General features: G+C 61.1%; 17 protein-coding genes. 4 read left to right on the top strand and 13 right to left on the bottom strand.

Annotated features, from left to right (window positions below):
• The first annotated feature begins 4 nt into the window (after nt 1-4).
• Nucleotides 5-3205, top strand: a complete 3201-nt coding sequence (locus LXM88_RS00280; RefSeq protein ID WP_262531048.1) for an efflux RND transporter permease subunit — start codon at nt 5-7, stop codon at nt 3203-3205.
• Nucleotides 3202-4668, top strand: coding sequence for an efflux transporter outer membrane subunit (locus LXM88_RS00275; protein ID WP_262531047.1), 1467 nt, complete (start codon nt 3202-3204; stop codon nt 4666-4668). The genes LXM88_RS00280 and LXM88_RS00275 overlap by 4 nt, the downstream gene beginning before the upstream one ends.
• 129 nt (nt 4669-4797) lie before the next feature.
• Here LXM88_RS00275 and LXM88_RS00270 read toward each other — a convergent pair whose 3' ends face one another.
• From LXM88_RS00270 to tssH, 13 genes are all read right to left on the bottom strand, one after another.
• Complete coding sequence (locus LXM88_RS00270; RefSeq protein ID WP_262531045.1) at nt 4798-5535, bottom strand: response regulator; 738 nt, start codon at nt 5533-5535, stop codon at nt 4798-4800.
• An 819-nt stretch (nt 5536-6354) separates the two neighbouring features.
• Nucleotides 6355-7329, bottom strand: a complete 975-nt coding sequence (locus LXM88_RS00265) for a Ca2+-dependent phosphoinositide-specific phospholipase C (protein WP_262531044.1) — start codon at nt 7327-7329, stop codon at nt 6355-6357.
• A gap of 5 nt (nt 7330-7334) precedes the next feature.
• Nucleotides 7335-8591, bottom strand: a complete 1257-nt coding sequence (icmH, locus tag LXM88_RS00260) for a type IVB secretion system protein IcmH/DotU (protein ID WP_262531043.1) — start codon at nt 8589-8591, stop codon at nt 7335-7337.
• A gap of 28 nt (nt 8592-8619) precedes the next feature.
• The gene (gene tssM / locus LXM88_RS00255; RefSeq protein ID WP_262531042.1) at nt 8620-12687 is read right to left on the bottom strand and encodes a type VI secretion system membrane subunit TssM; all 4068 of its coding nucleotides are present in this window, start codon (nt 12685-12687) and stop codon (nt 8620-8622) included.
• Between the two features lie 30 nt (nt 12688-12717).
• Nucleotides 12718-14058 carry a type VI secretion system protein TssL, long form gene (gene tssL / locus LXM88_RS00250; RefSeq protein ID WP_262531041.1) on the bottom strand — a complete coding sequence of 447 codons (1341 nt, stop codon included), beginning with the start codon at nt 14056-14058 and terminating at the stop codon, nt 12718-12720.
• Between the two features lie 57 nt (nt 14059-14115).
• Nucleotides 14116-15462 carry a type VI secretion system baseplate subunit TssK gene (gene tssK / locus LXM88_RS00245; RefSeq protein WP_262531040.1) on the bottom strand — a complete coding sequence of 449 codons (1347 nt, stop codon included), beginning with the start codon at nt 15460-15462 and terminating at the stop codon, nt 14116-14118.
• A 22-nt stretch (nt 15463-15484) separates the two neighbouring features.
• The gene (gene tssJ / locus LXM88_RS00240; RefSeq protein ID WP_262531038.1) at nt 15485-15988 is read right to left on the bottom strand and encodes a type VI secretion system lipoprotein TssJ; all 504 of its coding nucleotides are present in this window, start codon (nt 15986-15988) and stop codon (nt 15485-15487) included.
• An 84-nt stretch (nt 15989-16072) separates the two neighbouring features.
• Nucleotides 16073-16543, bottom strand: a complete 471-nt coding sequence (locus LXM88_RS00235) for an Hcp family type VI secretion system effector (protein ID WP_262531037.1) — start codon at nt 16541-16543, stop codon at nt 16073-16075.
• A 207-nt stretch (nt 16544-16750) separates the two neighbouring features.
• Nucleotides 16751-17407, bottom strand: coding sequence for a hypothetical protein (locus tag LXM88_RS00230; protein WP_262531036.1), 657 nt, complete (start codon nt 17405-17407; stop codon nt 16751-16753).
• A 317-nt stretch (nt 17408-17724) separates the two neighbouring features.
• A complete protein-coding gene (locus LXM88_RS00225; protein ID WP_262531034.1) occupies nt 17725-18366 on the bottom strand; it encodes a hypothetical protein in 642 nt (213 codons plus the stop codon).
• 272 nt (nt 18367-18638) lie between these two features.
• Nucleotides 18639-20132, bottom strand: coding sequence for a type VI secretion system contractile sheath large subunit (gene tssC / locus LXM88_RS00220; RefSeq protein ID WP_262531032.1), 1494 nt, complete (start codon nt 20130-20132; stop codon nt 18639-18641).
• Nucleotides 20133-20164: 32 nt separating this feature from the next.
• A complete protein-coding gene (tssB, locus tag LXM88_RS00215) occupies nt 20165-20713 on the bottom strand; it encodes a type VI secretion system contractile sheath small subunit (protein WP_262531030.1) in 549 nt (182 codons plus the stop codon).
• 39 nt (nt 20714-20752) lie between these two features.
• Nucleotides 20753-23461 (bottom strand): type VI secretion system ATPase TssH, encoded by a 2709-nt coding sequence (gene tssH / locus LXM88_RS00210; protein WP_262531029.1) that lies wholly within the window; start codon nt 23459-23461, stop codon nt 20753-20755.
• A 730-nt stretch (nt 23462-24191) separates the two neighbouring features.
• Here tssH and LXM88_RS00205 point away from each other — a divergent pair.
• Together LXM88_RS00205 and tssE are read left to right on the top strand one after the other, a co-directional pair.
• Nucleotides 24192-24902, top strand: a complete 711-nt coding sequence (locus tag LXM88_RS00205) for a TagK domain-containing protein (RefSeq protein ID WP_262531027.1) — start codon at nt 24192-24194, stop codon at nt 24900-24902.
• On the top strand, nt 24889-25440 hold the full coding sequence (gene tssE / locus LXM88_RS00200; RefSeq protein WP_262531026.1) for a type VI secretion system baseplate subunit TssE: 552 nt from the start codon (nt 24889-24891) through the stop codon (nt 25438-25440). The genes LXM88_RS00205 and tssE overlap by 14 nt, the downstream gene beginning before the upstream one ends.
• Nucleotides 25441-25459 lie beyond the last annotated feature (19 nt).

The raw sequence follows: 25459 nt of genomic DNA, 5'->3' as shown, positions 1-25459 counted from the left end.
GCGCATGCTAGCTGCTTTTTGCGTGAAGCGCCCCGTATTCGCGGTGGTGCTGTCGCTCGTCATCGTGATCGGCGGCCTCGTCGCGATGTTCAATCTGCCGATCGCGCAGTATCCGGAATTGAGCCCGCCGCAGGTGACGGTGACGGCGGCCTATCCGGGCGCGGATTCGCAGACGGTGGCCGAGACGGTCGCCGCACCGATCGAGACGCAGGTGAACGGCGTCGACAACATGATCTACATGCAGTCGACCAGTTCGCCGACGGGCCAGATGACGCTGAACGTCTTTTTCGACACCGGCACGGATCCCGACATTGCGCAGGTCCAGGTGCAGAACCGCGTGAACCTCGCGCTCGCGCAGTTGCCGCAGGCGGTCCAGCAGAACGGGATCAACGTGCAGAAGCGCTCGTCGAGCATCCTGATGCTGATCGCGGTTTCGTCGCCGGACGGCCGTTATGACCAGCAGTACGTGGGCAACTACGCGAATCTTTACGTGCTCGATGCGATCAAGCGCGTGCCCGGCGCGAACCAGGCGCAAATCATGGGCAACGCGGATCTGGCCATGCGCGTCTGGCTCAAGCCCGACCGGATGGCCGCGCTCGGCATTACCGCGACCGACGTGCAGAATGCGGTGGCGAGCCACAACCAGCAATATGGCGCGGGGAGCATCGGGCAGGCGCCCAGCCCGAAAGGACAGGTGCTGAGCTTTCCGATCGTGACGCCGGGGCGTCTCGCGAAACCCGAGGATTTCGACAACATCATCATCCGCGCTGCAAAGCATGACGTCGCGGCGGTGCGCATTCGCGACATCGGCCACGCCGAAGTCGGGCTGAACAGCTACGGGCTGCGCTCATCGCTGAACGGCAAGCCCGCGACGCTGATCGCCGTGTACCAGCAGCCAGGATCGAACGCGCTGCAAGTGGTGAAGGGCGTTCGCGCCGAGCTCGAGAAGATGGCGCCGACGCTGCCGCAAGGGATCGCGACGAAGGTGTCGCTCGATACCACGAAGTTCGTGCAGGCCTCGATCGGCGAGGTCGTTCACACGTTGATCGAGGCCGTGGTGCTGGTCGTCGCGGTGGTGTTCCTGTTCCTGCAAAGCTGGCGCGCGACCGTGATTCCGGTTCTCGCGGTGTTCGTATCCGTGATCGGCACGTTCGCGGGACTGCTCGCGCTCGGCTTCTCGATCAACCTGCTCACGTTGTTCGCACTCGTGCTGGCGATCGGGATCGTCGTCGACGACGCGATCGTCGTCGTCGAGAACGTCGAGCGCAACATGCACGAATTCGGCCTGTCGCCGAAGGACGCGACATTACGGGCGATGGAAGAGGTGACAGGCCCGGTGATCGCGATCGTCCTCGTGCTGTCGGCGGTCTTCATTCCGGTCGCATTCGTCAGCGGCACGACGGGCATGCTCTACAAGCAGTTCGCGCTGACGCTCGTGGTGTCGGTGACGATTTCCGGCATCGTCGCGCTGACGCTGTCGCCGGCGCTCGCGGCCCTGCTCCTGAAGCCCGCGCACGGCAAGCCTTGGCGCCTGTTCGCGTGGTTCAACGCGATGTTCGAGCGGCTCACCCGCCGCTACACGTCGGCGGTGCGCGTGGTCATGCGCCGCGCCGCGCTGTCGATCGTGCTTTGCGGCGCGATGCTCGTCGCGGTGTGGGGCCTCTTCGCACACATCCCGGGCAGCTTCGTGCCGAAGGAGGACCAGGGCTATGCACTGTCCGGGATCTTCATGCCCGACGCCGCGAGCCTCGAGCGATCCGAGAAGACGACCGAGCAGGTCGCGGAAATGTTCAGGCAGCACGCGGCCGTCGAGGACGCGTCGGCACTTGCCGGCTACAGCTTCATCGACGGTCAGTTCAAGACCAATGCGGGAACGGTGTTCGTCGGGCTGAAGGACTTCGATGAACGCGTCGGCAGCCTGGAGTTGTCGATCCTCGGCGTGATGCGCAAGCTCGTACCGCAGTTGCGCGGCATCCAGGAAGCCATCGCGGTGCCCGTCATGCCGCCGTCGATTCCGGGGCTCGGCACGCAGGGCGGTTTTGAATTCTGGGTGCAGAACCGCGGCAACGGGACGGCGGCGCAGCTCGAGGCGACGACGCGCGAGTTCATCAAGGCGGCATCGAAGCGCCCCGAACTCGCGAGCCTGATGACGACGATCAAGTCGTCGTCGCGCCAGCTGCGCGTGGAGGCCGACACCGACAAGGCGGCAGCGCTCGGCGTGCCGATCGCGCAGGTGTACGGCGCACTGCAGACGCTGTTCGGTTCGCTGTATGTGAGCCAGTACACGCTCGACAGCCGCGTGTGGCAGGTGATCCTGCAGGCGGAGCCGCAATACCGCGAGCGCGTGCAGGATCTTCAGAACCTCTACGTGCGCCAGGGCGACGGCAAGATGGTGCCGCTCGCCGGCCTCGTGAAGGTGTCGTACGTGAGCGGCCCGGATCTCGAGACGCGCTTCAACGGCTTTCCGGCTGCGAAGGTGACGGGTGGCGCGGCGTCCGGCTACAGCTCGGGCCAGGCGCTTGCGGCGATGGAGGAGGTGGCGCGTGCCACCTTGCCGGCCGGCTACGCGTTCGAGTGGAGCGGACAGTCATTCGAAGAGAAGAAGGCCGGCAACACGACGGTCGCCGTGTTCGCGTTCGGCATCCTGATGGTGTTCCTGATCCTGGCGGCCCAATACGAATCGTGGTCGCTGCCATTGTCGATCCTGACGGCGATTCCGTTTGCGATCTTCGGTGCGCTCGTCGCGATCTGGCTGCGCGGACTCGAGAACGATGTCTATTTCCAGATCGGCCTCGTCACGCTGGTGGGGCTCGCCGCGAAGAACGCGATCCTGATCGTCGAGTTCGCGGTGGTCAAGCGCAGGGAAGGGATGAGCACGCTTGAAGCGGCCGTCGAAGCAGCGCGGCTGCGGTTGAGGCCGATCGTGATGACGTCGCTGGCGTTCATCCTCGGCGCGGTTCCGCTCGCGATCGCGTATGGCGCGGGGGCGAACTCGCGACATTCGATCGGCACCGGGATCATCGGCGGGATGATCGCGGCGACGACGCTGGCGCTGTTGTTCGTGCCGCTGTTCTTCCATTTGATCGCGTCGACGGCCGACCGCCTCGGCGGCAGGCGCGGCAAGACCGACCGGACCGGCTCCGGCGATGCAAAGCCGGCGGTAGGGCATTCGCCCGCGCGAATCGGCGAAGGAGAGGCGCAATGAAGCGGATCAGCGTGACTCTGGCCGCGTTGTCGATCGCACTGGCCGGCTGTGCGATCGGCCCCGACTACGAGCGTCCCGTCACGGGCGCACCTCAGGTATACCGGCATGCGGAGACGGCTGACGCATTCGTCGACCACGACGGCGCGTGGTGGCTCGGCTTCGGCGATCCGGTGCTCGCTTCGCTCGTCGAGGAGGCGATGCGCAGCAACTACGACGCACGCATCGCGGCGGCACGTATCGAACAGTTCAGCGGCCAGGTGCAGGCGACGCGCGCCGGCCTGTTCCCGAGCGTCGGGGCGTCTTCCGCGGCGAACCGAGAGAAGCGCTCGTTGTTCGCGGGCACGCCGCTCGAGGGCTTCGACGGACCGAACGACCGGTTCCAGGTGCAAGGCGGCGTGAACTGGGAAATCGATCTGTGGGGCAGGATTCGCCGGCAGACCGAAGCGGCGAAGGCGGACCTGTGGGCGGCTGAGTATGCGCGGCGTGGGATCGCGCTGTCGTTGGCGGCGAGCGTCGCGCAAGGCTACTTCACGCTGCGCGGACTCGACGCGCAGCTCGAGATCGCACAGCGGACGCTGGATGCGCGCGGGCATGCGCTCGATATCTTCACACTGCGCCGCGCGCACGGCGTCATCTCGGACATGGAGCTGAGCCAGGCGCAAGACGACTACTTCGCGACGCAAGCGGCGATTCCGCCGTTGCGCGCGAACATTGTCCGGATCGAAAACGCGCTGTCCGTGCTGCTCGGCCGCGAACCAGGGCCGATCGAGCGGGGCAGGGCGATTTCGCTCATGACGCTGCCGCCTCTTGCGGCGGATCCGCCGATCAACCTGTTGAACCGGCGCCCCGACCTGCTGCGGGCGGAACAGGGCGCGGTCGCGGCCAATGCGCTGTTCGGCGCAGCGCAGACGCTCCATCTTCCGTCGCTCAGCCTGTCGGGTTTCATCGGGCAGGCGGCGGGCGGCACCGGTGCGCTCTGGCATGGCGCTTCGCAGATCTGGGGGATTTCGGCCGGCTTGTCGCAGCCGATATTCCAGGGGGGCGCGATTCGCGGCCAGGTGCGCATCGCGGGTTCGCAGCGAGAGCAGGCGCTGCTCGCGTACCAGGGGGCGGTGCTCAAAGCGATTGCAGAAGTCGACGACGCGCTCGTCGGCGCGCAGCAATCGGAGGCGCGCCTGGGCAGCCTGAACAGCCAGAAGGACGCGCTCGCCGTCTACGCAAATCAGGCGAGTGCGCGCTACGAAAGCGGGTACTCGAGCTTTCTCGAAGTGACCAATGCACAGGAGAAGCTGTTCAACGCCCAGCTCGCGGACGTTCAGGGGCGCGTCGATCTCCTGAGCGCGTATGTCGCGCTTTACAAGGCGCTTGGCGGTGGCTGGGCGTCCGTGCCGCGCAACGTGCGGCAGGCGGGCGAGATGTCCGTCATGCCGCCGGAGACGAACGCGGCCGGAAAGCGCGGGTGAACGCATGCAGTCATTCCAGGCATGGGACAGCGGATCATGCCGATCGGCAATTTGACGAACCTGGTCGCCGCCAGGGCAAATCACGTTGGAGATAGTTTGTATGACTGACAGTAGACAGGGGGAAATCGATCAGCTCCACAACGGATCGGTCTCTGCATCGAGGAAATACCCCACGCCGCGCTTCGTGCGCAACAGTGTGGGTTTTGTGGGATCGACTTCCAGTTTTCGTCGCAACCGCAGGATCTGCACGTCGATTGCACGATCATAGATGTCGTCGAAGGCACGTGAGTATTCGAGTAGCTTTTCACGTGAAATGACGCGACGCGGCAAGCTCAGAAAAACGACCAGCATATTGAATTCCACATTGGTTAGTGAAACGATCTTCTGGTCACGCGCGGTGAGGCGGCGCGTATTCAGGTTGAGCGTCCAGCCAGCGAAGCGATAGCCGCGCGGAAGCTTGCCACGCGTGACGGGCGCGTGCGGCGCTTTCGAAAAAAAACGCCGCATGACAGCCCGAATCCGGGCCAGCACTTCGCGCAGCGAAAACGGTTTGGTGATGTAGTCGTCCGCGGCAAGTTCGAGGCCCATCACCCGATCGGCCTCTTCGTTGCGATCGGAAATATAGATGATCGAAATGGCCGATTGTTCGCGCCATTGACGCGCCAGTTCGACGCCGTCACTGTCTGGCAGGTTGGGATCGAGGAGCACGAGGCCGTACGAGCGGGTATCCAACGCAGAGATGGCCTCAGCCGCGCTTGCCGCACCGTCGGCCCGATAGCCGTGTCCAGCGAGATAGTCGATTAACGTGGTTCGCACGGCGTGGTCGCGATCCACCACGAGGATCGTATGCTGCGGTGGCAGGCTCATAGATATTCTCCATAACGGCGTCGCACTGTTGCGATCGTTTCCCTGCCTTGCGAAATCCATGATCGAGACAATCAATCTGCTTGTCCTCGCAAAGCAGTGGCCCAGTTCTTCTTGCACACCAAGGGGTCGAGGCAATTCAATGCCGAATGCAGCCGACGGGCATGGTAGCGAGCCACGCCAGTCGATGATTCGTCCGCTTCCGCACGTCACGTCACAACGTGCCGACTGTGCAGCCATTCCACCATCAACGAACGCTACGTTCCCTCGGTCGGCGCGTTGTCTCGGCATTCAACGCGTCGGCATATCGACGAACGCATACCGCACGCCGTGAGCGTGTCCTGGAAGCGCTCGCTTCGGTTCGCTCATCCCCTCGAGTCTCTGTGCTCGAGTTCAAGCGCTCGGCAAAGGACTCGTTTTTCGGGGCAAGCTCAGTGGTAGTCAGTGCACGCATGATTCCCACGACGGTGGAGACAACCCGCAATATTCGTCGTAGTCCATGACGGAGCACAGGCAATGATCAGGTATTGAAGCTGCATTGAAATATTGTTTAAGCACATGATCGGGCGAATAACGCCATGTGTCATGAAATACGACCAGACAAAAAGTCCCGCTCCGGGTTACGGAGCAGGGGTAATCTAGATCATGGAGCAGACTGCTAATCTGCATGGTCAATCTTAGTTGAGGAACCATTTGACGCTATCGCCCGTTTCCCAATTGAACTCGGAAATTTCATAATTGAATTGTTCCGCAATTAGTAGCGGTGAGCCAATTTTCGACATGGTAAATACATCCGAAAATTGCATCGTTATGGCTGTCGTGCTAGAACGGGCGAATTCGATAGCCATTGGCATCCATCGCGGCGTGGAAGTCGTTATAGGCGGACATATGAATCCGCTCATTGACATGCTGCTGAAACGAAACGTTGTCGTCGCCGTAGACGCGACCGATGTGACTGCTTGCATTGACTTGCTGGGCCCAACCCTTGTCACCCTTTCCCATATTGTTCATGACGACCACGTTCGATGATTGGCGAGACATGCCGCTGACGTCGCCGGTTATGTCGTTCTGGCCATTCGTGTAGGGAGCGATGAATATCTTCCCGTCGAGCCCGCGCGCTTCGGCATATTGCGAAAGCTTTTGATTCTCGGCGTGATTGAGCACGAAGATGACTTTTCCTTCGAGTTGCGCGGCGGTCGGCCAATCTTTCCCGATCACGGTGGTTTGCAGCGGATCGATGTTGCCGATATGGGTACGGAGATCCTTCGGGGTGAAGATCCGTGCGCCGAAAATCCGGTCCAGCAATTCATCGAGGTCCTTCGGCGTTCTTTGCGAGCTTTCCTTCGACCACCCCTGCTTCTTGTCCAGCATCACGGTGATCGGGAAATGCGGGCGATTGGCGTCGCTCCACCTCTTGATGTCGTTCAGGCATGCATCGAGATCGTTCGTGCCGTAACCGTCACCGGTACAGTTGTTGTCGTTGCCGGACTGGAAAATCGTTCCCGGATTGTGTCTGACAAACCAGTGCTTTGCCCATCCGCCCGTGACGGCGTCCCGCTGATCCCAAAAGTCCAGCTCGACGGTACGGGTGCCATGGAAAACCGACGTGAAGGTTGGTGCGTACTTCTTTTCGTAGCAATTGTGACAGGCTACTTGCGCGATCTTGTTCAAAGGGGTATTCCACACGGCGGCATCAATCCAGCGAGCCTGACGATCGTCTGCCATCGCGGCCACGGAAATCAGCATGGCCGCTGCCGATGAGAGAATCCCACACACACGAGTCTTGCGTGACGACATCTCGACTATTCTCCTTGAGCCTGGTTGAGGGACGACTCCGATACAGTGATCTCGACGCGGCGATTCTTCGTCCGTCCCATGGGGGTGCCGTTGTTCGCGACGGGATCGGCGTCGCCTTTTCCTCGAGTGTCGATGCGGTCTCCTGGTACGCCCGTTGCGAGCAGTATCCTGGTCACGTGCCACGCGCGTGCCTCGGAGAGCTCCTTGTTCGATACCAGTGGAGATTTGCCGGCTGGAAGACTGTCTGTGTGGCCGACCACCTTCACGTCCCCCTTCATCATGGCGATCTCCTGTCCGACGGCAGCGATCAGCGGACCAACCCAGGCGTGGACGGTCGCCTCTCCCGGAGGAAACATGTCGTTGAATCGAATGGTGAGCGATGTGCGTCTGGCGTTTTCCTCGAGGCTGACCATTCCGGCGGCGATTTCTCCGTTCAGCCGCTCGCCGAGATGCTGCGCCAGCGCTTCAATCGCAGGTATCGTTTGCTTCGGATAGAGCACATGGGCCAGCTGCTCATAGGCGGCATATCCAGCCCCACCCAACAGGAAGGCACAGAACAGGCCGACGACGATCCGCGAGCGTGCCTTGCGGGTTGCGGTAGGCTGCACCCAGGAGTCGACGTGCCAACGTGGTGGACGAGGCATGCTGCGTAGAGGGAGGCAGTTCGGCAGCATGCTCGAGCCGTTCGTCGCAACGGCGTATTGAACTTGCTCCCGAATGATTTGCAGCGAGTGCGCGCCGTCGGCTTCGAAGCGATAGCGTCCCTTGAAGCCGAGGTCGAGGATATTTTGCACGACTTCTATCAGGTCGAGATTGTCGTGTGGGTCACGCATGATCTCGCTGATGATCCTGTAGACGCCGTCGCCTCCCTGCCTGTCATGCGCGAACACGACAGCCAGACCGTTTGTGCTCCACTCCACCCCGGTGGTCGTGCCCTTGCCCCAATCAGTCCGCATGGCGGCTTCATCAAGGGCTGCGCACAGGCAGTAACGCGCGTGGCGGACGTGATCGGGATGGAGCCGAAGCTCGGCACAGACTCTTCCGAATATCCTGATCTCATGCTCCAGCCATTGACGGCGCTGTGCGACGGCAATACGGTCGAGCACATCGGGCGTATCGGCCAGCGCCTGCAGCAAGGGACGCGCCGCCTCGAATAGCGGGTTGATCGTCTGGGCGCAAACGCTCACCCGTTCTGCAACGGACTGCGATGCCGGGGGGCCGAGCCGGTCTCGGGGATGAAGCGGCGCGAATTTCGGCGTCAAGTGTTCCTCCTGGTTGTTCGGAAGAGGCTCAGGGCAGCGCGCGGGAAGCCGCGTGCATCGGCCGGCCGGCCGGCGGCAATCCCGGTGGCGGGCCGGTGTCGGTCAGATGAAACGTCGGCATCGAACTCGGGCAACTGAATGCGCTCAGCACGTCGCTCGTCAGCGGGTTCGCGACGCTGCCGGTGCCAAAGACGTCAAGTACGGCCCTGCGTTCGTCGAAGTCGAACACGACGCGCGTACGACCGGGGATCGCAGTCTCGACGACATTGCCTTTCCGCAACAGGCGCATCAGCGCCCAAGGCCCATCGGATGCGAGCGTCGACGTATCCGGCCGGATGCGCGGGTTCGCCGTGATCTCCGCGTGAACGCCACCGCGAGGGCCTGGCCATGTAACGGTAAAGGGCGTGACGGGGCCATGTTGATAGCGGGTGCTCTGGCCATCGATATCGATCAGCAGTTCGGTAATCGTCGGATCGAGTTCGGGAATCTGGATGTGCGCTTTCCACATCAGTTGCTTATGGCCAGGGCCGCCGAAGAACACGTCGCGGATCGCCTTTGCACGCTGGAAAGGCTGCAAGTCCGGTCCCTGAACGGGGTCGGTTGCGCCGGGCAATGTTCTATACCGCCAAGGTTTCGCGGAGGTATCGACGAAGGGCGCCAGTGTCTTGGTAAAGAAGTCGTCGATGAGACCACCCTGAGCGAACAGCCGCGTGAAATCGTCGATGCTGACTTCGCGCGTGCTGTCGGGTGCGAATGGATAGCTTCCTTCGATGGCGAGCCGACAACTGTCACCTACCGCTGCTTGCATCTGCGTCGACAGCAACTGACCGATACCGTGATTGACGCCTTGCGAGCCTTGTTGCGCGAGTTGCAGCAATACTTCGCGAAAGGGGGAGGGCATCGTGTTGGCCGTCATCTTGAGTTTTGCCGCGGCGTCGCTTGTCGGTGGCATGCTGTTGTTGCCGATGGCATTCTCGGCAATCGTCAGTGCGGTGTAGTAGTCATTGAGCAAATTCGTGACTTCGTTCAGTCCGGTCGTTCCCGCCGGTGCAGCGAGTTGCGCGGCATTCCGTGCATCCGCACTACCCGTGACGACTTCGCGTAGCGCTGCAAAATGATTGTCGACGAGTTCGCGTTCGATACGTTCGGACGCCGGAATCCCAGGCGGGGTATTCGCCTGCCCGGCGAGTTGCCCGGCAGGCGCAAGCCGCAGCGAGCCATTCGCCACCGCGGCGGGTTGTGTCAGTGTGGTCTCGTAGGCAGCCGCGCGTGCGAGGCGCGCGAGCGGCGAATCCGGCGCGGCGAAGCTGCGCAGCACGTGCAGATTGAAGGCGAGGCTCGCGCCGGCCACCGTGCGGACGTCCCCAAGAAACGCGTCCCATTGGCGTGCGTATTCGATCAAATATTCTCTGCGGATCGCTTCTGTCAGACTGTTGTCCGCATGAGCAGCCGTCTCCGCGATCACTGTCGTTTTTTTTTGCCCCGGCGCTGACGGACCATCCGGATACGAGCGTCCCATCACCCAGGTATCGTCGTCGCGCGCAATCCGCACGAATTCCGGCAGGCGCTTGTCGAACAGATTACGGTATCCGTCGAGTGTGAAGAGGCCCGGTACGCCGCGCGACAGCGGAGCGCCGCTCTCCCGCGTGAAGACGGTACCGGCGTGCGGTCCGACTGCGCGCATCAGCGTGAAATCGTCTGGCGCGTTCTGGGACATCGCAGTTTTTGCGCGCTGATACATCCGATCGGTTGAGTTGCTCTCGTCGAGAAATCCCCGTGCCTGCTGAATCAACGCACTATTGCGGATCAACGGCGACTGTACGACGCGGTCGCCCGAAAAAAGATGCTGGACATGGTCGATCATCGACGCCCGCCCGCCGAATATGGACGCGCCGTCGGCATTCGCCCAGTCGTCGAGAACCCATGTCCTGACGTCGTCGGCATTGAATTTCACCTTGTCGTAGAGCATGAGATACACGCGCAGCGCGTCGTAGGTGCCCGTCGCGTCCTTGCTCGCGACAGACTGCGAAACGACGTCCCCCATTCTGCGCACGATATGCGGCAGCAGCAGGTGATCCTCGAGCGCGTCATAGGTGCGACGACTTTCAGTCGCAACGCCTTTCGCCGTATACAAACCGTAGCCGAAGGCGCCGTCGGGATCCGAAAGGTCGAGCCCAGGGTAGGTCGGCAAATGGCGTGCGTCAGAGAGCGTGTCGGCGATGACCGGAGGCTTGGGGTCCTGATAGAGCGGCTTGACGCGTTCCGAGAGCGCCTGCGCCTTTTGCGCGACAGCAACGAGATAGTCGGTGTTGTGGCCAAAACTGACGCGCAAACCAAACATGAGCCACACGAAGATCAGCACCGCAAGCATGTGTCCAAGCAGGCGAAGGATGCGGAAGCGGAACTCCCAACGCAGGTTCGGGCGTACCAGATGCGCTTCCGGAAGCACGATCTTCGCGAGCAGGTCACGCAGGAAGAAGCTCTCATTGACGGTTTCGCGCGTCGCGCCGACCGTTGCATTCGCTGTTGCCGGGGTGAGTCGCTGTGCGATCGTGTGCCGGTCGACGACCAGTTCGTCGCCTGTCTGCACGGCACTCGTGAAATAGACGCCACGCAGGGCCGTATGGAGCGGGGTGTCGTCATAGCGCGAGTCGAGAAAGACAAGCGAGATCAACTCGGACAGCGGGCCAGCGAGCGCCGCGAATTCCTGCGGCAGCACTGCCAGCTTTCGGCGTCTTTGCGTATCGTGCTCGTCCTGCAGGCGCGTATTGATGCCATCGACCAGACGCTTCACGAGGTGGCCGTGCTCATCCAGGCAGCGCGCGCGGATGTCTTCCTTCGCGATGCGCTCTTCGCCATGGGGGAGCGTAAAGCCCCACGCCTGGCATCGGCCTTCGGCGGTCAGCGGCGCAAAGTAGTCGACAAAGCCGGTCAGCCGGTCCGCCTTCGTGATGACGAGATAAACGGGGAAGTGGATGCCGAGTTCGCGACGCAGGTCCGCAAGGCGCGCGCGCAAATCGGCTGCTTCCGCCAGGCGCCGGCTGCCGTCCCGGCTGGCGAGTACGGTGAGATCGACGGTGAGCAGGACGCCGTTGATGGGCGCGCGCGGCCGATACTTGCGCAACATTCCGAGAACGCCCAGCCATTCGGCCGCGTCTGCACGCGCGCGCACCTTGCCGGTTTCGGTCGAGGGCATGGCCGCCGTCGTTGCCGCGGTGAGTTTCTCCGCTGCGGCAGAGATCGCCTTGACGTCGACCTTGCCGTCGTTCGTCTGGCCATCCTGATTATCGGTCTCGCGTTTGGCCTGGGTGTCGAACGGTGCCGGCACGCCGTGCTCTGACGTACCGTGACGCGTGTAATAGCCTGCCGTGTCGATCAGCACGGCATCATTGGTCAACCACCAGTCCACATTTTGCGTATGGCTATCGGTCGCACGCACGGCCCGCTGCATTTGTTCGGCGAGCGGGAAGGACAGCCCGGCGTTCAGCAGCATGCTCGTTTTGCCGGAGGACCTTGAGCCAAGTGCGATGTACCACGGCAACTCGTAAAGGTAACGCTTGCCCTGGAACAGCCGCCATGGCCCGCGTGCACCGGTGCGCATCGCTTTCAGGCGTGCGAGCGCACCGGACACGATCGGCGCAACTTCTTTCAACCGGTCGGCTGCGGGCGATGGCTCCTTCTTTCCTCCAAACGACAGCACGCGATCGAGGAATTGCCTGTTGGTGCGCATTTCCTGCCAGAGCCGGAACAGCCAATAGCCCGCAAACACGAGCAGCACGATCGCGATTGCAACGCTGCGTGTTTCAACGGACGCGAACGGCTGGATATCACGGAATGCAAGCAGCGGTCCTGCGTGCCAGATCAGCAGGCACAGGAGCGTGATCACCACCGGACTGATCGACAAGCCCGCGAGCCGGAGCAGTACACCGGCGAGCAGCAGCGCGGTCATGAGCACGCGCGCACCGGCGCCCGCGAACGGCTTCAAGCTCCCGAACGCGATAAACGGGCCGGAAAACCAGATTGCCAGCGCGACGGTCAGGAGCGCAAGGAGGGCGAGAAACTGGCGTGATATCAGAAACGAAAGGAATTTCTTCATGTTCGTATGCCGTTTGATCTCTTGATTCCGCTACTGCGCGACGATGATTTCGACACGGCGGTTCTGTGCCCGTCCCATCGCATTGCGGTTGTCGCCGACCGGATCGGCATCGCCCTTGCCGATTGCTTCGAGGCGGCTCGCCGGGACACCCGACGCTTGCAGAATTTGCGCGACCTGAGTCGCACGCTCCATGGAAAGTGCGTCGTTCGAAGCAAACTGAGGGCTTCTGATCGGCACGTTGTCGGTATAGCCGAGCACCGTCACTTTGCCCGCCACCTTGGCGATCTCGCGTGCAATCTTGGCGATTACCGGCGAGATCGCCGCATTGATCGATGCACTCCCTGGCGCAAACATGGCGTCGCCGCGAAGCGTGATTGAACTGCGGTGCGCACTTTCGTCGACACTGACCGTGCCCGCGGCGATCTCTTCCTCGAGTAGCGTCCTGAGCTTGCGCGCCGGCTCCGGCGCTGCATGGGGTGAGGACGTGTTTCGAATGTCGGCGATCTGCCGTTGTACATCGGCGCCGCGGCGCAGCAACTCATACTTGAAGTAGCCGAACAGGCCGAGCGCGACGAGCGACAACAGGACGACAGTGACCCATACCGGAAAATCGACGAACGACGCGCGCCGGCTCTTTGCGTCCGACTGCCAGTGCGGAGAGAGCGCAACCGGGACGGCCTCGCGCTGGGACATGATCTCGTTGTAGAGCCGTTGGCGTACGGCCTCGTGCTTGCGATGACCGCCGGATTCGTAGCGGTAGCGGCCCTCGAACCCCAGGCTGAAAATGCGGTAAATGATCTCGAGCAGGTCGATATGTTCCTGCGGTTCGGCCATCAGCCGGCCGACCAGCAGATAGACCTTGTCGCCTCCATGGCGGTCTTCGTGAAAAATCGTTGCAAGTCCGTGGGTCGCCCACGCCACGCCGGTGTCGCCGCCCTTGCCCCAGGACGTCTGCGACGCAGCTTCGTCCAACGCGGTGCACAGGCAATAGCGTGCGCCCAGCATGTGGTCTCGCCGGATATTGGCATGCGCGCATAGTTGCTGGAAGGTGCGCACCTCCTGTTCGAGCAGGTTGCGCAATTGTTCTACGCCCTCGGGATCGAGCTCGTCGGGAATGTCGGAGAGCGCCCGCAACAGCGGCCGTGCTGCCTCGAGCAACGGGTTGCTGGCGGCGGCTATCGCGGCGAGGCGGTCCGCGGGCGTCTCGCCAGGCGGAATCTCGTGGCGATGCGAGGCCGGTGCCGCAGGGCTCCCCGCTGGCGCCGCTGGAGACGCTGCGTCAGCAGCGAACGGCTGCGCTGGCGCCGATGCGCCCTCGCTGCCGTGCCGTCGTCCCTGCTCATTGAATCGGCTGACTGCTTCGGAAGTCACTGCTCCCCCTGTTAGTGACGAACGGCTCGGGCGACTGACGCTGGCCCGCGCGTGCGATTACCCGCGGATGCCCCACAACTCGAGCTTGAGCGAGGGAAACTCGCCAGCCACGTGCAATGCGAGACTGCCTCGCCGGGCGACTTCTTCCCATAGCGGGCCGACGCGGGACAGTTCGTAGTACACGTATCCCGCGTTGAACGGGATCTGACGGGGCGGTACCGGCAACGCTTGAAGCGCGATGCCGGGCAAGTGGCCGCGTACGAGATCGGGCAGTCGTTCCGACGGCCCGACTTTTGCCTGGGCGGCAAATTGCTGCTGCAGTGTGTCGGGCGGCATCGCCGCGTGGACGGCAAGCACGACCGCCGTAAAGCCCTGCATGTCGGCCGGGTCGACCACGGCATTGCGCATGCCATATCGTTGATCCGTGAGCGCGATGATCTGCGCACTGCGTATGAGTACGGCATTGAGTAGCGCCTGCAGGTCATCGACCAGCGGCCTGAGGCACAGATGCGGCGCTTGATGCTGGTAGGGCGGATGCGACGCAAGGGGCCGGCGCGTGTCGGTCCTCACATAGGTCGAGAGCTCGCCCGCCATGCCGACGAGCAACGCATACAAATCGGCAGGCGAAGTCGATGGCACTCGTCGGAGATGTTGAAGCAGCGGCTCGTAGCGGTTCAGCGTCTGCAGAAGCAGGTAATCCGAGATCTCGGCGGCCGTACCGGCATTGCCGTCGCCTCCGGTCAGACGCTGGGCGAGTGCGTTTGCGCGTAGCCGGGTCAGGTCGTGGATCTTTGCGAGCCAGCCGGTCAGCCGATCGCTTGCACCGTAACCGGACACCGGCGGAACGAGCGTATCGTCGAGTTCGATACTGCCGTCGGCGCGGATCGTCTTCACACGGGCGAGCGCCAGCCCGATCCACGCGTCAGTGAGCTCCTTTTCGGGCACGAGCCTGAGCCGCAGGTTCGACAATTGCACGTCCTTCGGACCCTGTCCGATCGAATTCGTATCACGCAACTCGGTATCGAACACGGCGTACCGGGCGAGCGAATCGGCCCCATTGTCGAACGTGGTTTCCTCGCCGTTGGGCACGCGGATCGGTACCGCAAGATAGATCAGCTGGTCGAGGTGCTCGGGCCGGATCGTCAGTGGCGAAGGTGGGGGCGTGCTGCCGGGCGCATCGAAAGGCGTGCCGTCGGCGAACACGCCGGACGCTGACCTCACGATCACCTTGCCGAGCGCGAGCGCCTCGACTTCCAGCGCGTAATGAATGAAGCCATAGAAGAACGGTGAAAGGGGAGCAGCGCGCTTGTGCGCATAGTGCTCCAGGTAGCGCTCCTGCTGCTGGAACAGCTGTGGGCGCAAAAAGAGTCCTTCACTCCAGACGACTTTGTTGTGCCAGCTCATGTGTGGGTATGCGCGGTAAGCTTCACTGGTTTGTCTTGTCGATGATCTGAATCGCGCTTTCGCCGAGATCGATGGTCAACTTCAGATCTCGCGAGAAGCGGTACCAGGCCTTGTCCGGAACATCCGGCATCGAATAGATCGCGCGCCACGCCGAGTTCGGCAAATCGCGGTAAGCCGCGATCACCCCGAGCGTGCTGGCAGCAGGATCGGCGTTGCGCCGAATACGTTTGCGTTCGCCCGGACGCAACTGGAACTGGTCGCGCTTGATGAGGTCGTCAGCAAGCAAGGTCTTGTCATTCGCCTGCAGCGAGAAAAAATCGATGGCATTGAACGTGCCGTCGGTCCTGAGTTCATAGATGCGGACGACAATCGGCGCGGCGCGCCCCTGATCGTCGGGATTGACATCGGCTGTCGCCCGTATCGTCAGGTCGAGACGGACCGGTACCTTGGCCTTCGGATCGCCACTTGCACATGCGGCGAGAAGCAGTGCGAACGCGGCGGCCGTAGCAGCGGTAATCAATCGCATGAGAAGGGCACGAAGTGAAACAGACGGGACATGCCCGGCGGCGCAAGCCGCGCGCCGGGCACACGGAACGAAACGACGGGAAGCTCAGGCTTCCTTGTTTTCCTTGACGTTGAAGCTGGCTGTCACGGCACCACCGCTGCCGCCCTGTTCGTTCTGCACCATGTACTCCTGCTTGACCTTCGCAAATGAGAGCGACACGGTCTCGCTATCGGATGCGCCGTCCATCGTGACGGACGAGATGATCACGTCGCTCATGGTGATCTTCACATGCTCCAGTGCATTGCCTCCCGCCTTGCGCATCACGAGCACGGCCTGGTCGATGTGTTTGCCGGTCAGGCAGTACTTCATCAGGTTGGGCGACGCACGATCGATGGCGTGGTCGAAACGCAAGTCGGTCACGCTGGCTTTCCCGGCGCCGCCGCCACCGCCGCCGTGCATATTGGCGTGCTGGGACATGCTCCATCTCCAACTGGAGACGTCGATCTCGTTCTTGTGCTTGGCGTCTTTCGATTCGCCTTCGATGCCGTTGATCTTGATGAAGATATCGTTGCTCATGGTTTTCTTCCTTGCTTTGGGTGGAAAGAAGATGCGGCGATCCCATATCGGACGCTGCATCAGGAATTCTTGCGATCAACCAAGGCATGTCGGAGCAATGTGGGTTCGGCGTTGGTCGTACAAGAAAATTCCCTTTGGGGAAGGTCGACGAACACGGAAATGCTGCGGGCTTCGGCTCCAGATCTGCCTTGCGGTGTTTTATTTCTTTTATATATTTATCATGCAGTTATAAGTCAATTTTTTGACTTCATAGGTCGAGATCAATTCATTCATTACTTCGTCAAATGTACCTCCGCGTTGTACGGACCCGGAAAACAACTTCTGAATCGTCGCCAGTCCATAATTCGGATCGAAAAGAGCCAAAGTTCCATATGCGTCGACTGCAATGCCAATGGAGTGACCCGCTCGTTCTTTGAAGATAATTCCCGTCTTGAAGTAAATTCCAACTTCGTAAAAAACGGGGTGCCCACGTCTTTCTATTTCATTTGCGATTACGTCGGCAAAATGCGCCGGGTCAGGGGTAAATTCAAATCCGAGGGTCAAAGAATCCTTGCTCGCGAGTTCCACCAATTCCGTGGATGAAATCGGGCCTCTCTGCTTTCTCGGCAACGCACTAAGAGGGTTGGTGACGTAGTGTCGCTGTTGTCCCGCAAGCTGTTTCAGCAGAGTGCGGTCGCTGATCAATCGAGAAAATGATGCTTCGACTGACGCGTGATGTTTCTTCATGTAAGACAACCAATCGATCGTCAGCGCGAGACACATTCCATCTTGAGCCTCACGCACGCGAGTCTTCCCCAGTACATCGCCTTGCGACCACGGGTGGGCGACGAAATGGCGTTCGAATGAGCGGCCGAATAATGGCATCTAGATTGCTCCGTTACCCAGTTGCAAAAAATTGGCGTATATCTTCATGTCGTGTTGACCTTGCGTTCACGAATTTTCCGAAGACGATTCACATGTCAAATGAACAAATCACTGATTCTGATTCATCGAGTGACCTGGTCTCATTCGGGGAGTTCGCCCGGTGATGCAGCGCTGCATGACGTGTTCTGCCATGCCATGCGATCACACTTTCGCTCAGCATTGATCATTTCTTGAAGCTCCTGAAAGGCGGAGAAATTACCGGGATGCAACTTTTAACTCCGCTGAACCCGTATCGGCGCGTCGAATTTTCATTGGGATCAAGACACGCGCGCGCACTCACCGTCATTAACGTCATAGGCGCATATCAATTCATCAATAACATCGTCAAACACGCCTCCGCGCTGTACGCTCCCCAGGTAGGGTGTTTGAATCATGGCCAACCCAAAATTCGGATCAAAGAGAGCCAGGTTTCCGAACATGTCGACCGCGAAACCAATGGAATGGCCTCCGCCAGGTTTGAGGAAGATTCCTATTTCAAAAAAACCGGGTCTCCCGCAGCTGTCAATTTGCTGTGCGATTACGTCAGCCATGCCTGAAGGGACAAAGCTGAATTTCGGCCCGTGAGTTAATGACTTCCTGCTTGCGAGTTCTACCATCTCGCGATCGTCAACCGGACCACTCGTCGCCGTATTTAAGGGGTTGGTTAGATAGTGCCGCTGCTGCGCCGCAATCTGCTTCAACAGGATTCGGTCGTTAATCAATCGAATGAATGAGGTATCGACTGACACGTGATTTTTGATCATGTACGACAACCACTCGATTGTCAGCATGAAGCACATTCCACCGCGGGCCTCGCGTACGCCGGTTTTCTTTAGAACATCCACCTGCGACCACTGATGAGGGAAGAAATGGCGCTTGAATGACGGAGCGCTTGGAATGCAAAATGGTAGCAACGGCATCTGGAATGCTCCTTGATTTCGATTTGGAAAACTGGCTTGTATTTCCACGCCATGACGTGTCGATTTCTTACATGGATCCGCCATCGACGGTGCGCATGCTCGGCCGACGCATTACTGGTACTAATTCATTGCGTACCTCGGCCGTCTCGATCGGGGGGCTCTACCGATGATGCCGCGCCGCGTAACATGTCCGCGATGCCGGGTGTTCGCACCTTTGATCGATGGATGAACGCCATTGCATCCGGCCACGACAACGGCACACGCATGAAACATCACGCAGCTTCCTTGACCGACGGCAGCTTCGCCACCAGTCGCAATGACACGGTCAGGCCTTCGAGCTGGAAATGCGGACGCAGAAAGAACTTCGCCTGGTAGTAGCCCGGATTGCCCTCGACGTCTTCGACGACGACTTCAGCCGCGGCGAGCGGCCGGCGTGCCTTGGTGTCCTGGGAGGAGTTGGCCGGGTCGGCATCGACATAGTTCATGATCCATTCGTTGAGCCAGCGCTGCATGTCCTCGCGCTCCTTGAACGCGCCGACCTTGTCGCGCACGATGCACTTCAGGTAGTGCGCAAAGCGCGTGCAGGCGAAGAGATACGGCAGGCGCGCCGAGAGGTTGGCGTTCGCGGTGGCGTCGAGATCGTGATATTCAACCGGCTTTTGCAGCGACTGCGCGCCGATGAACGTGGCGTGATCGGTATTTTTGCGGTGAATCAGCGGAATGAAGCCGTTTTTCGCGAGTTCCGCCTCACGTCGGTCCGAGATTGCGATTTCGGTCGGGCACTTCATGTCCACACCGCCGTCGTCGGTCGGAAACGTATGACACGGCAGGTTTTCGACCGTACCACCCGATTCGACGCCACGGATCTGGGAACACCATCCGTACAGCTTGAACGAGCGGTTGATGTTCACGCCCATTGCGAAGGCGGCGTTTGCCCATGCGTAGCGGCGGTGGTCCGAGCCGTTGACGTCTTCCTCGAAGTCGAACTCGTCGACCGGATTGGTTTTCACCCCGTATGGCAGGCGAGCGAGGAAGCGCGGCATGGCCAGACCCACATAGCGGGCGTCATCGGTACCGCGCAGCGAGTTCCACGGCGCGTACTCGAGGTTCTGCGTGAAGATTTTCGTGAGATCGCGCGGATTGGCCAGCTCCTGCCAGGATTCCATCTGCAGCACCGAAGGCGAAGCGCCTGACACGAACGGTGTGTGGGCAGCGGCGGCAATCTTCGCGATCGAGCCAAGCAGATCGACGTCCGGCGGCGTATGGTCGAAGTAGTAGTCGGCGACGAGGCAGCCGTACGGTTCTCCGCCGAGCTGGCCATATTCCTGTTCATAGATTTGCTTGAAGAGCGGACTCTGGTCCCACGCGAGGCCCTTGTAGCGTTTCATCGTCCGTCGCAAATCGTCCTTCGAGATGTCCATGAAGCGGATCTTCAGATGCTCGTCCGTCTCGCTGTTCGAGACCAGATGGTGCAGGCCGCGCCAGGCCGATTCGAGTTTCTGGAAATCGTCGTGGTGAAGAATCAGGTTGATCTGCTCGGAAAGTTTGCGGTCGATCTGCGAGATGATCGCGGCGATGCTCGTATAGGCGTCGTTGCTGATGGTGATCGATTGCTGGAGCGCCTGCTCGGCAAGCGTCCGGACGGCGTGTTCGACCGCTTCACGGGCTTGTTCGGTCTTCGGCTTGAACTCCTGGGACAGGAGTTCCGCGAAGTCCGATTGCGTTTGCATGACCGGCGTGTTCTCCGCTGCTTGTTGTTGCGCCATTGTCTGTCCTCTATGTATGTGCTCGGGTTGTCTCAGCTTGCGGAGTCGGCGCTGTCAGACGCAGTTGCAGCCGAATCGGGAACTTGGGGCTTCGGCGCTGCCGCGAGCGACTTGAGCAGCGCCGGATCCTGCAACAGCCGGCTCACGAGCGCTTCGGCCCCTGACTTGCCATCCATGTAGGTCTGCAGGTTCGCAAGCTGCATGCGTGCCTCGAGCAGTTGACGAAGCGGCGCGACATTGCGCGCGATCGCCGCCGGCGAAAAGTCCTCGATACGCTCGAACGTCACGTCGATCAGCATCTGTCCGTCATCCGTGAGCGTGTTCGGCACCGCGAACGCGACGCGCGGCTGGATGGCCTTCAATCGTTCGTCGAAGTTGTCGATGTCGATGTTCAGGAAGCTCCGCTCGGCCACGGGCGGCAGCGGCTGCGCGGGATTGCCGGAAAGATCTGCAAGCACGCCCATCACGAATGGCAACTCGACCTTCTTCTCCGAGCCGTAGACTTCGACGTCGTACTCGATCTGCACACGCGGCGCCCGATTGCGCGCGATGAATTTCTGCGAACTGCTGGAAGCGGACATGAACGAACTCCTTGTAAGCGTGTGATGAAGCGGCAGCGTTTAGCAGGACTGCTCGACGGATACGGCGCGCACGGCATCGTCTGCCGGCGCCACGCATGTGCTGCGGAACACCAGCGCCGTGGCCGGGAAAGTGCACGGTGGGTCGGCGACGCTGATCTCGATGCGTTCGAGCACTTCTTTCGCCGAGAACGCATCGAGCCACAGTGCGGAGAGACGCGGCAGCACATGCTGCTCGATGAAGCCGATATGGACGCGGGCACCCGTCTCATGAACGAGGCATCGCCCGACGATGTAGTTCACGACTGCCTCGTCGTAGACAAGTGCGATCCGGTGACTTTCGGCCATGCGCCGGACGACGCGATCGAGGTGCAGGCGCACGATGTAAGCAAGCGACGCTTCGCGCAGAGGCTGGTACGGCGCGACGGAAACGCGCCCGAGAAAGGCGGCGGGGAAGACTTTGCGCAGTTCCGGCTCGAGCGCGGCACGGAGGCTATCCGCGTCCGGCGCCGGCGCGTCGTCACCACACAGGCGCGCTGTCAGTTCCGAGCCGACGTTGCTCGTGAGCAGAATCGTCGTATTGCGGAAGTCGATGTATCGGCCATCGCTGTCTTCCATATAACCCTTGTCGAAGACCTGGAAGAACATCTCGTGTACGTCGCGATGCGCTTTCTCGATTTCGTCGAGCAGCACGACCGAGTATGGACGGCGGCGAACCGCTTCGGTGAGCACCCCGCCTTCGCCGTAACCGACATAGCCCGGCGGGGCTCCCTTGAGGCCGGAGACGGTGTGCGACTCCTGGTACTCGCTCATGTTGATCGTGATCAGATTCTGTTCGCCACCGTAGAGTGCTTCGGCGAGCGCGAGCGCGGTTTCGGTCTTGCCGACGCCCGAAGGACCGACGAGCATGAACACGCCAAGCGGTTTCTTCGGATCGGTCAGTCCTGCCCGCGCGGTCTGGACGCGCTCGCTGATTTGCCGCAGTGCTTCGGGCTGGCCGATCACGCGTGCATTGAGCGTCTCCGGCAACACTCGCACGGCGTCCACTTCGTCTGTGACCATGCGGCCGAGCGGGATACCCGTCCAGTTCGAAACGATTTCGGCAACGATTGCCTCGCTGACCTCCGGAAAGACTAGCGGCATATCGCCCTGCAGGCCGGCAAGCATGTCTTCGCGTTCACGCAGTGCGCCGTGTGGAACCGGATTGGTGTCGTCCGCCTCGGCTTCGCCGCGCGCGCTGATCAGCGCCCGTACGGCGGCGACCTGAGCCTGCCAGCGCGCCTCGATGGCGGCCTCGTCGATCTGTGCCTCGGCGACACGTGTGCGTACAGCCATGATTGCCTTGTCGACATCGAGGCCGATGCGCGCTTCCTTCTCTAGCAGATCGAGTTCAGCGCGAGCTGTTTGCAATTGATCGCGCACCCTCTGAAGTTCACGCGGCGGAGCATGCTGCGAAAGCGCGACGTGTGCGCATGCGGTGTCGAGCAGGCTGATCGCCTTGTCCGGCAACTGGCGCGACGGGATGTAGCGGTGCGAAAGCATCACGGATGCCCGAATGGCTTCGTCGAGCACGAAGACGCCATGGTGCTGGGCGAATGTCGGGGCGAGACCTCGCACCATGGCGATCGCGGCAGCTTCTTCCGGCTCCGGTATCTGCAATACCTGAAACCGGCGGATCAGGGCGGGATCTTTCTCGATGTGCCGCTTGTATTCGGACCATGTGGTTGCACCGATCGTGCGAATGGTGCCGCGCGCAAGCGCAGGTTTGAGCAGGTTTGCCGCATCGCCAGTGCCCGCCTGGCCGCCGGCGCCGATCAGCGTGTGTACCTCGTCGACGAACAGGATGACAGGCACGGGTGACGCTGCCGCCGCATCGAGCACGCCTTTGAGCCTCGCTTCAAACTCGCCCTTCATGCTTGCGCCGGCAAGAAGCGCGCCGACGTCGATGCTGATGAGGCGCGCTTCGGCAAGCTTGGGCGGCACCTGGCGATTCGCAATCGCAAGCGCCAGACCTTCGACGACCGCGGTCTTGCCGACGCCTGCCTCACCGGTGAGCAGGGGGTTGTTCTGCCGCCGGCGCAGCAGCACGTCGATCATGGTGCGAACTTCCTGTTCGCGGCCGATAACGGGATCAACTTCACCGGCGAGTGCCCTTGCCGTCATGTCCAGGCAGTACTGTTCGAGCGGAGAGCCCGTCGATCGCGCAGGCATCGCATGGGAAGCCGTGCCGGGAAGCATCGCCTCGAGGCCGGTGTTGTCATACGGGGTCTCGTTTGCTTCCGGCGAGCCGTCTATCCATGGCAGCACCGATTCGCCGAGGTTGGAGACCGGGATCCTGGTGAAGGCGGCGGAGATCGACAGCAGCACACGCCGGAGTTCGGGGGTCGTCACGAGCGCAACGACAAGCCACGCGCCACGCACGCGCCGGTCGTTGAAGCTCAGCGTCGCCAGCACCCACGCTCGCTCGATCGCGGCTTCGACATGATGAGAAAAATCGATGATGGAACTTGCGCCTGCGGGCAACTCGCCAAGCGCGCGTGCGATGTCGCCATCCAGTGCCTTGCGGTCGATGCCGCAATGCCTCAGCATCCGGTGCAAGTCTGAATCAGGTTGCTGCAGCAACTGATGCAGCCAGTGAACAAGCTCGACATAAGGATTGCCGCGCAGCTTGCAGAAAGTCGTGGCCGACTCGGCGCTCCTGAAAAGCGTGGCCCCGAGCTTGCCGAATAGCGCTTGGCGCGAAATCGTCATGCGACATCTCCAGAACTTGTATTCGTACAGCGGCCCTGTGCCATTCGCGGTCGGCGAGTGGAGCAGATCATGTCCACCACGCGGCACATTTGCCCGATCGTGCAGGCGGCTTCACTTCGAACCTCGGTGCAGATCCACACGTGTCGGACCATTCGTACAACTGGTGCGCGTCAATGCAAAGAGACTGTCTGCGCCAGGTTCGCGCGTTCGAATCTCGAGCGCATGTGGCGGTTTGCATCGTGAATCAGTACCAATTCGGTGTAAGCATCGTAAAGCAAAGCGCGAATTTTGAAATAGGAGTTGCGTTACAAATTAAATAAAAATATTTATGAATTAACATTGGTGTTCGTTTTGTAATGGCAATGTTTAAAATTAAACAATTGGATTGCCGTGTTGATGTTTCCGCCGAAAGGCGAACGACGTCTCGCGGCAGGCAACGCCGCTTGTGTATGAACCTGTCGAATGGTGGGCCGGTGTCGCTTTACTCGTATACAGGTCCTGGCCGCGATGCACTGAAGCGAAGCCGGAAATGGATCGACATCGGTCAAATGGGCCGCGTGGGTTGCGGGTCGTGGTCGGCGCCGATCGATCGCATGCTTCAAATGTAATTTCATGTCGATTTGAATTTGTGGACAGGTGGTAACGGGGCGTGTTTAGAATGACATTAAATTGATATTCAGAGATTCGCCGCATGCGTGCCTTTCGATTGCTTCGCGGAAACCCGACATCGATGCGCTCCAAGCCTGGAGCAATTCAAGTCGCGGACTCATCGGTCCGCGATGCAAGCGGCATGCGCGACCGTGCCGCCGATCCCATCACCGAGTTGTCGAAAAGCGAGCTCGACGAAGATTTTCGCGGGAGCAACGCCGTACTCGGTTTGATCGGCGAGCCTGCAAACATCGATTGTGGCGTCGCACGAGATGTGTCCGGTGAAACGAATGCGGCGTCGAACGATCTGATCGCGACGTTGCATGATCAGTACTGTCACGCCCTCGATAACCCTTGGGCGTCGCTCGCCTCTGCGGATTGGGTGCCTCAGGCCACGTCAGCGGTCGAATCAGGCGCCGGACCTGCCGATGTGTCGTCGGGCCCGCCTGCCTCGACGGGTGGATTGGCCGCAATGGAACCGTGGTTCTTCGGTGATGGCCGATTGGAGCAGGCGTTTGGCCCGCTGGTGGAAAGCGAAGTCATGAAGTTGCATGAACCCGACCCGGTGCCGGAGATACTTCGGCTCTTCGCCCCGCCCGGATACGAGGCTGCAGCTTCGCGTCGACTGGCTGCGTTGCCGCCGGAACTCGCGCGCCGCGAGCACCACGCGTGGAGTATCGACAGTCCGCTGCCGATGCGCTTCCCGGTTGCGCCCCGCGCGGACACCGGCGTGGCGGGTGACATAACGATTCATGCCCTGCCGGGCGAAGGAGCAGTCAATGGAGCCGGATAAGGGTAGAGCCGCGGAACTGCGCGGCATGGCACCGCCCCGTCGCGCAAACATGTACCTGCTGCCGACGCTGCTCGATCGCCTGCGCGACGACGCGCCGTCTCGGCAGCATGAAGCACCGGCCGAATACGCGGTCAATCGAGCACAGATGCGCGCGATCGTTCAACGCGATCTGGCGTTTCTGCTCAATACGACGAGCATCGAAGACCTGATCGATCGGGCCCGCTTCCCACAGGCTGCGGCATCGACTGTCAACTTCGGCATGCCGCCCCTGGCCGGCGCCTTCGTTGCGTCGCGTCAATGGACGGAAATCGAGCAAATCATCAGGCGCGCGATCCTCGATTTCGAGCCGCGCCTGAGCCCGGAGGATCTGTCGATCAGCCCGCTGTCGGATGCCGGGGGCAGTGCCCAGTACAACCTGCTTTCATTCGCGGTGCGCGGCATGATCCGCATGGATCCGTACCCAATCGAATTTATCGTGCAGAGTTCGCTCGATCTGGAAACGGGCCAGCTTAGCGTGACCGGTATGCGCGCGGGTTGATCGGACGGAAGCAATCAAC

The organism is Burkholderia sp. S-53 (assembly GCF_025560745.1).
Taxonomy (GTDB): Bacteria; Pseudomonadota; Gammaproteobacteria; order Burkholderiales; family Burkholderiaceae; genus Burkholderia; species Burkholderia pyrrocinia.
Note: the sequence above shows the minus strand (reverse complement) of the source record. Positions and strands in the feature narration are given on the sequence as shown.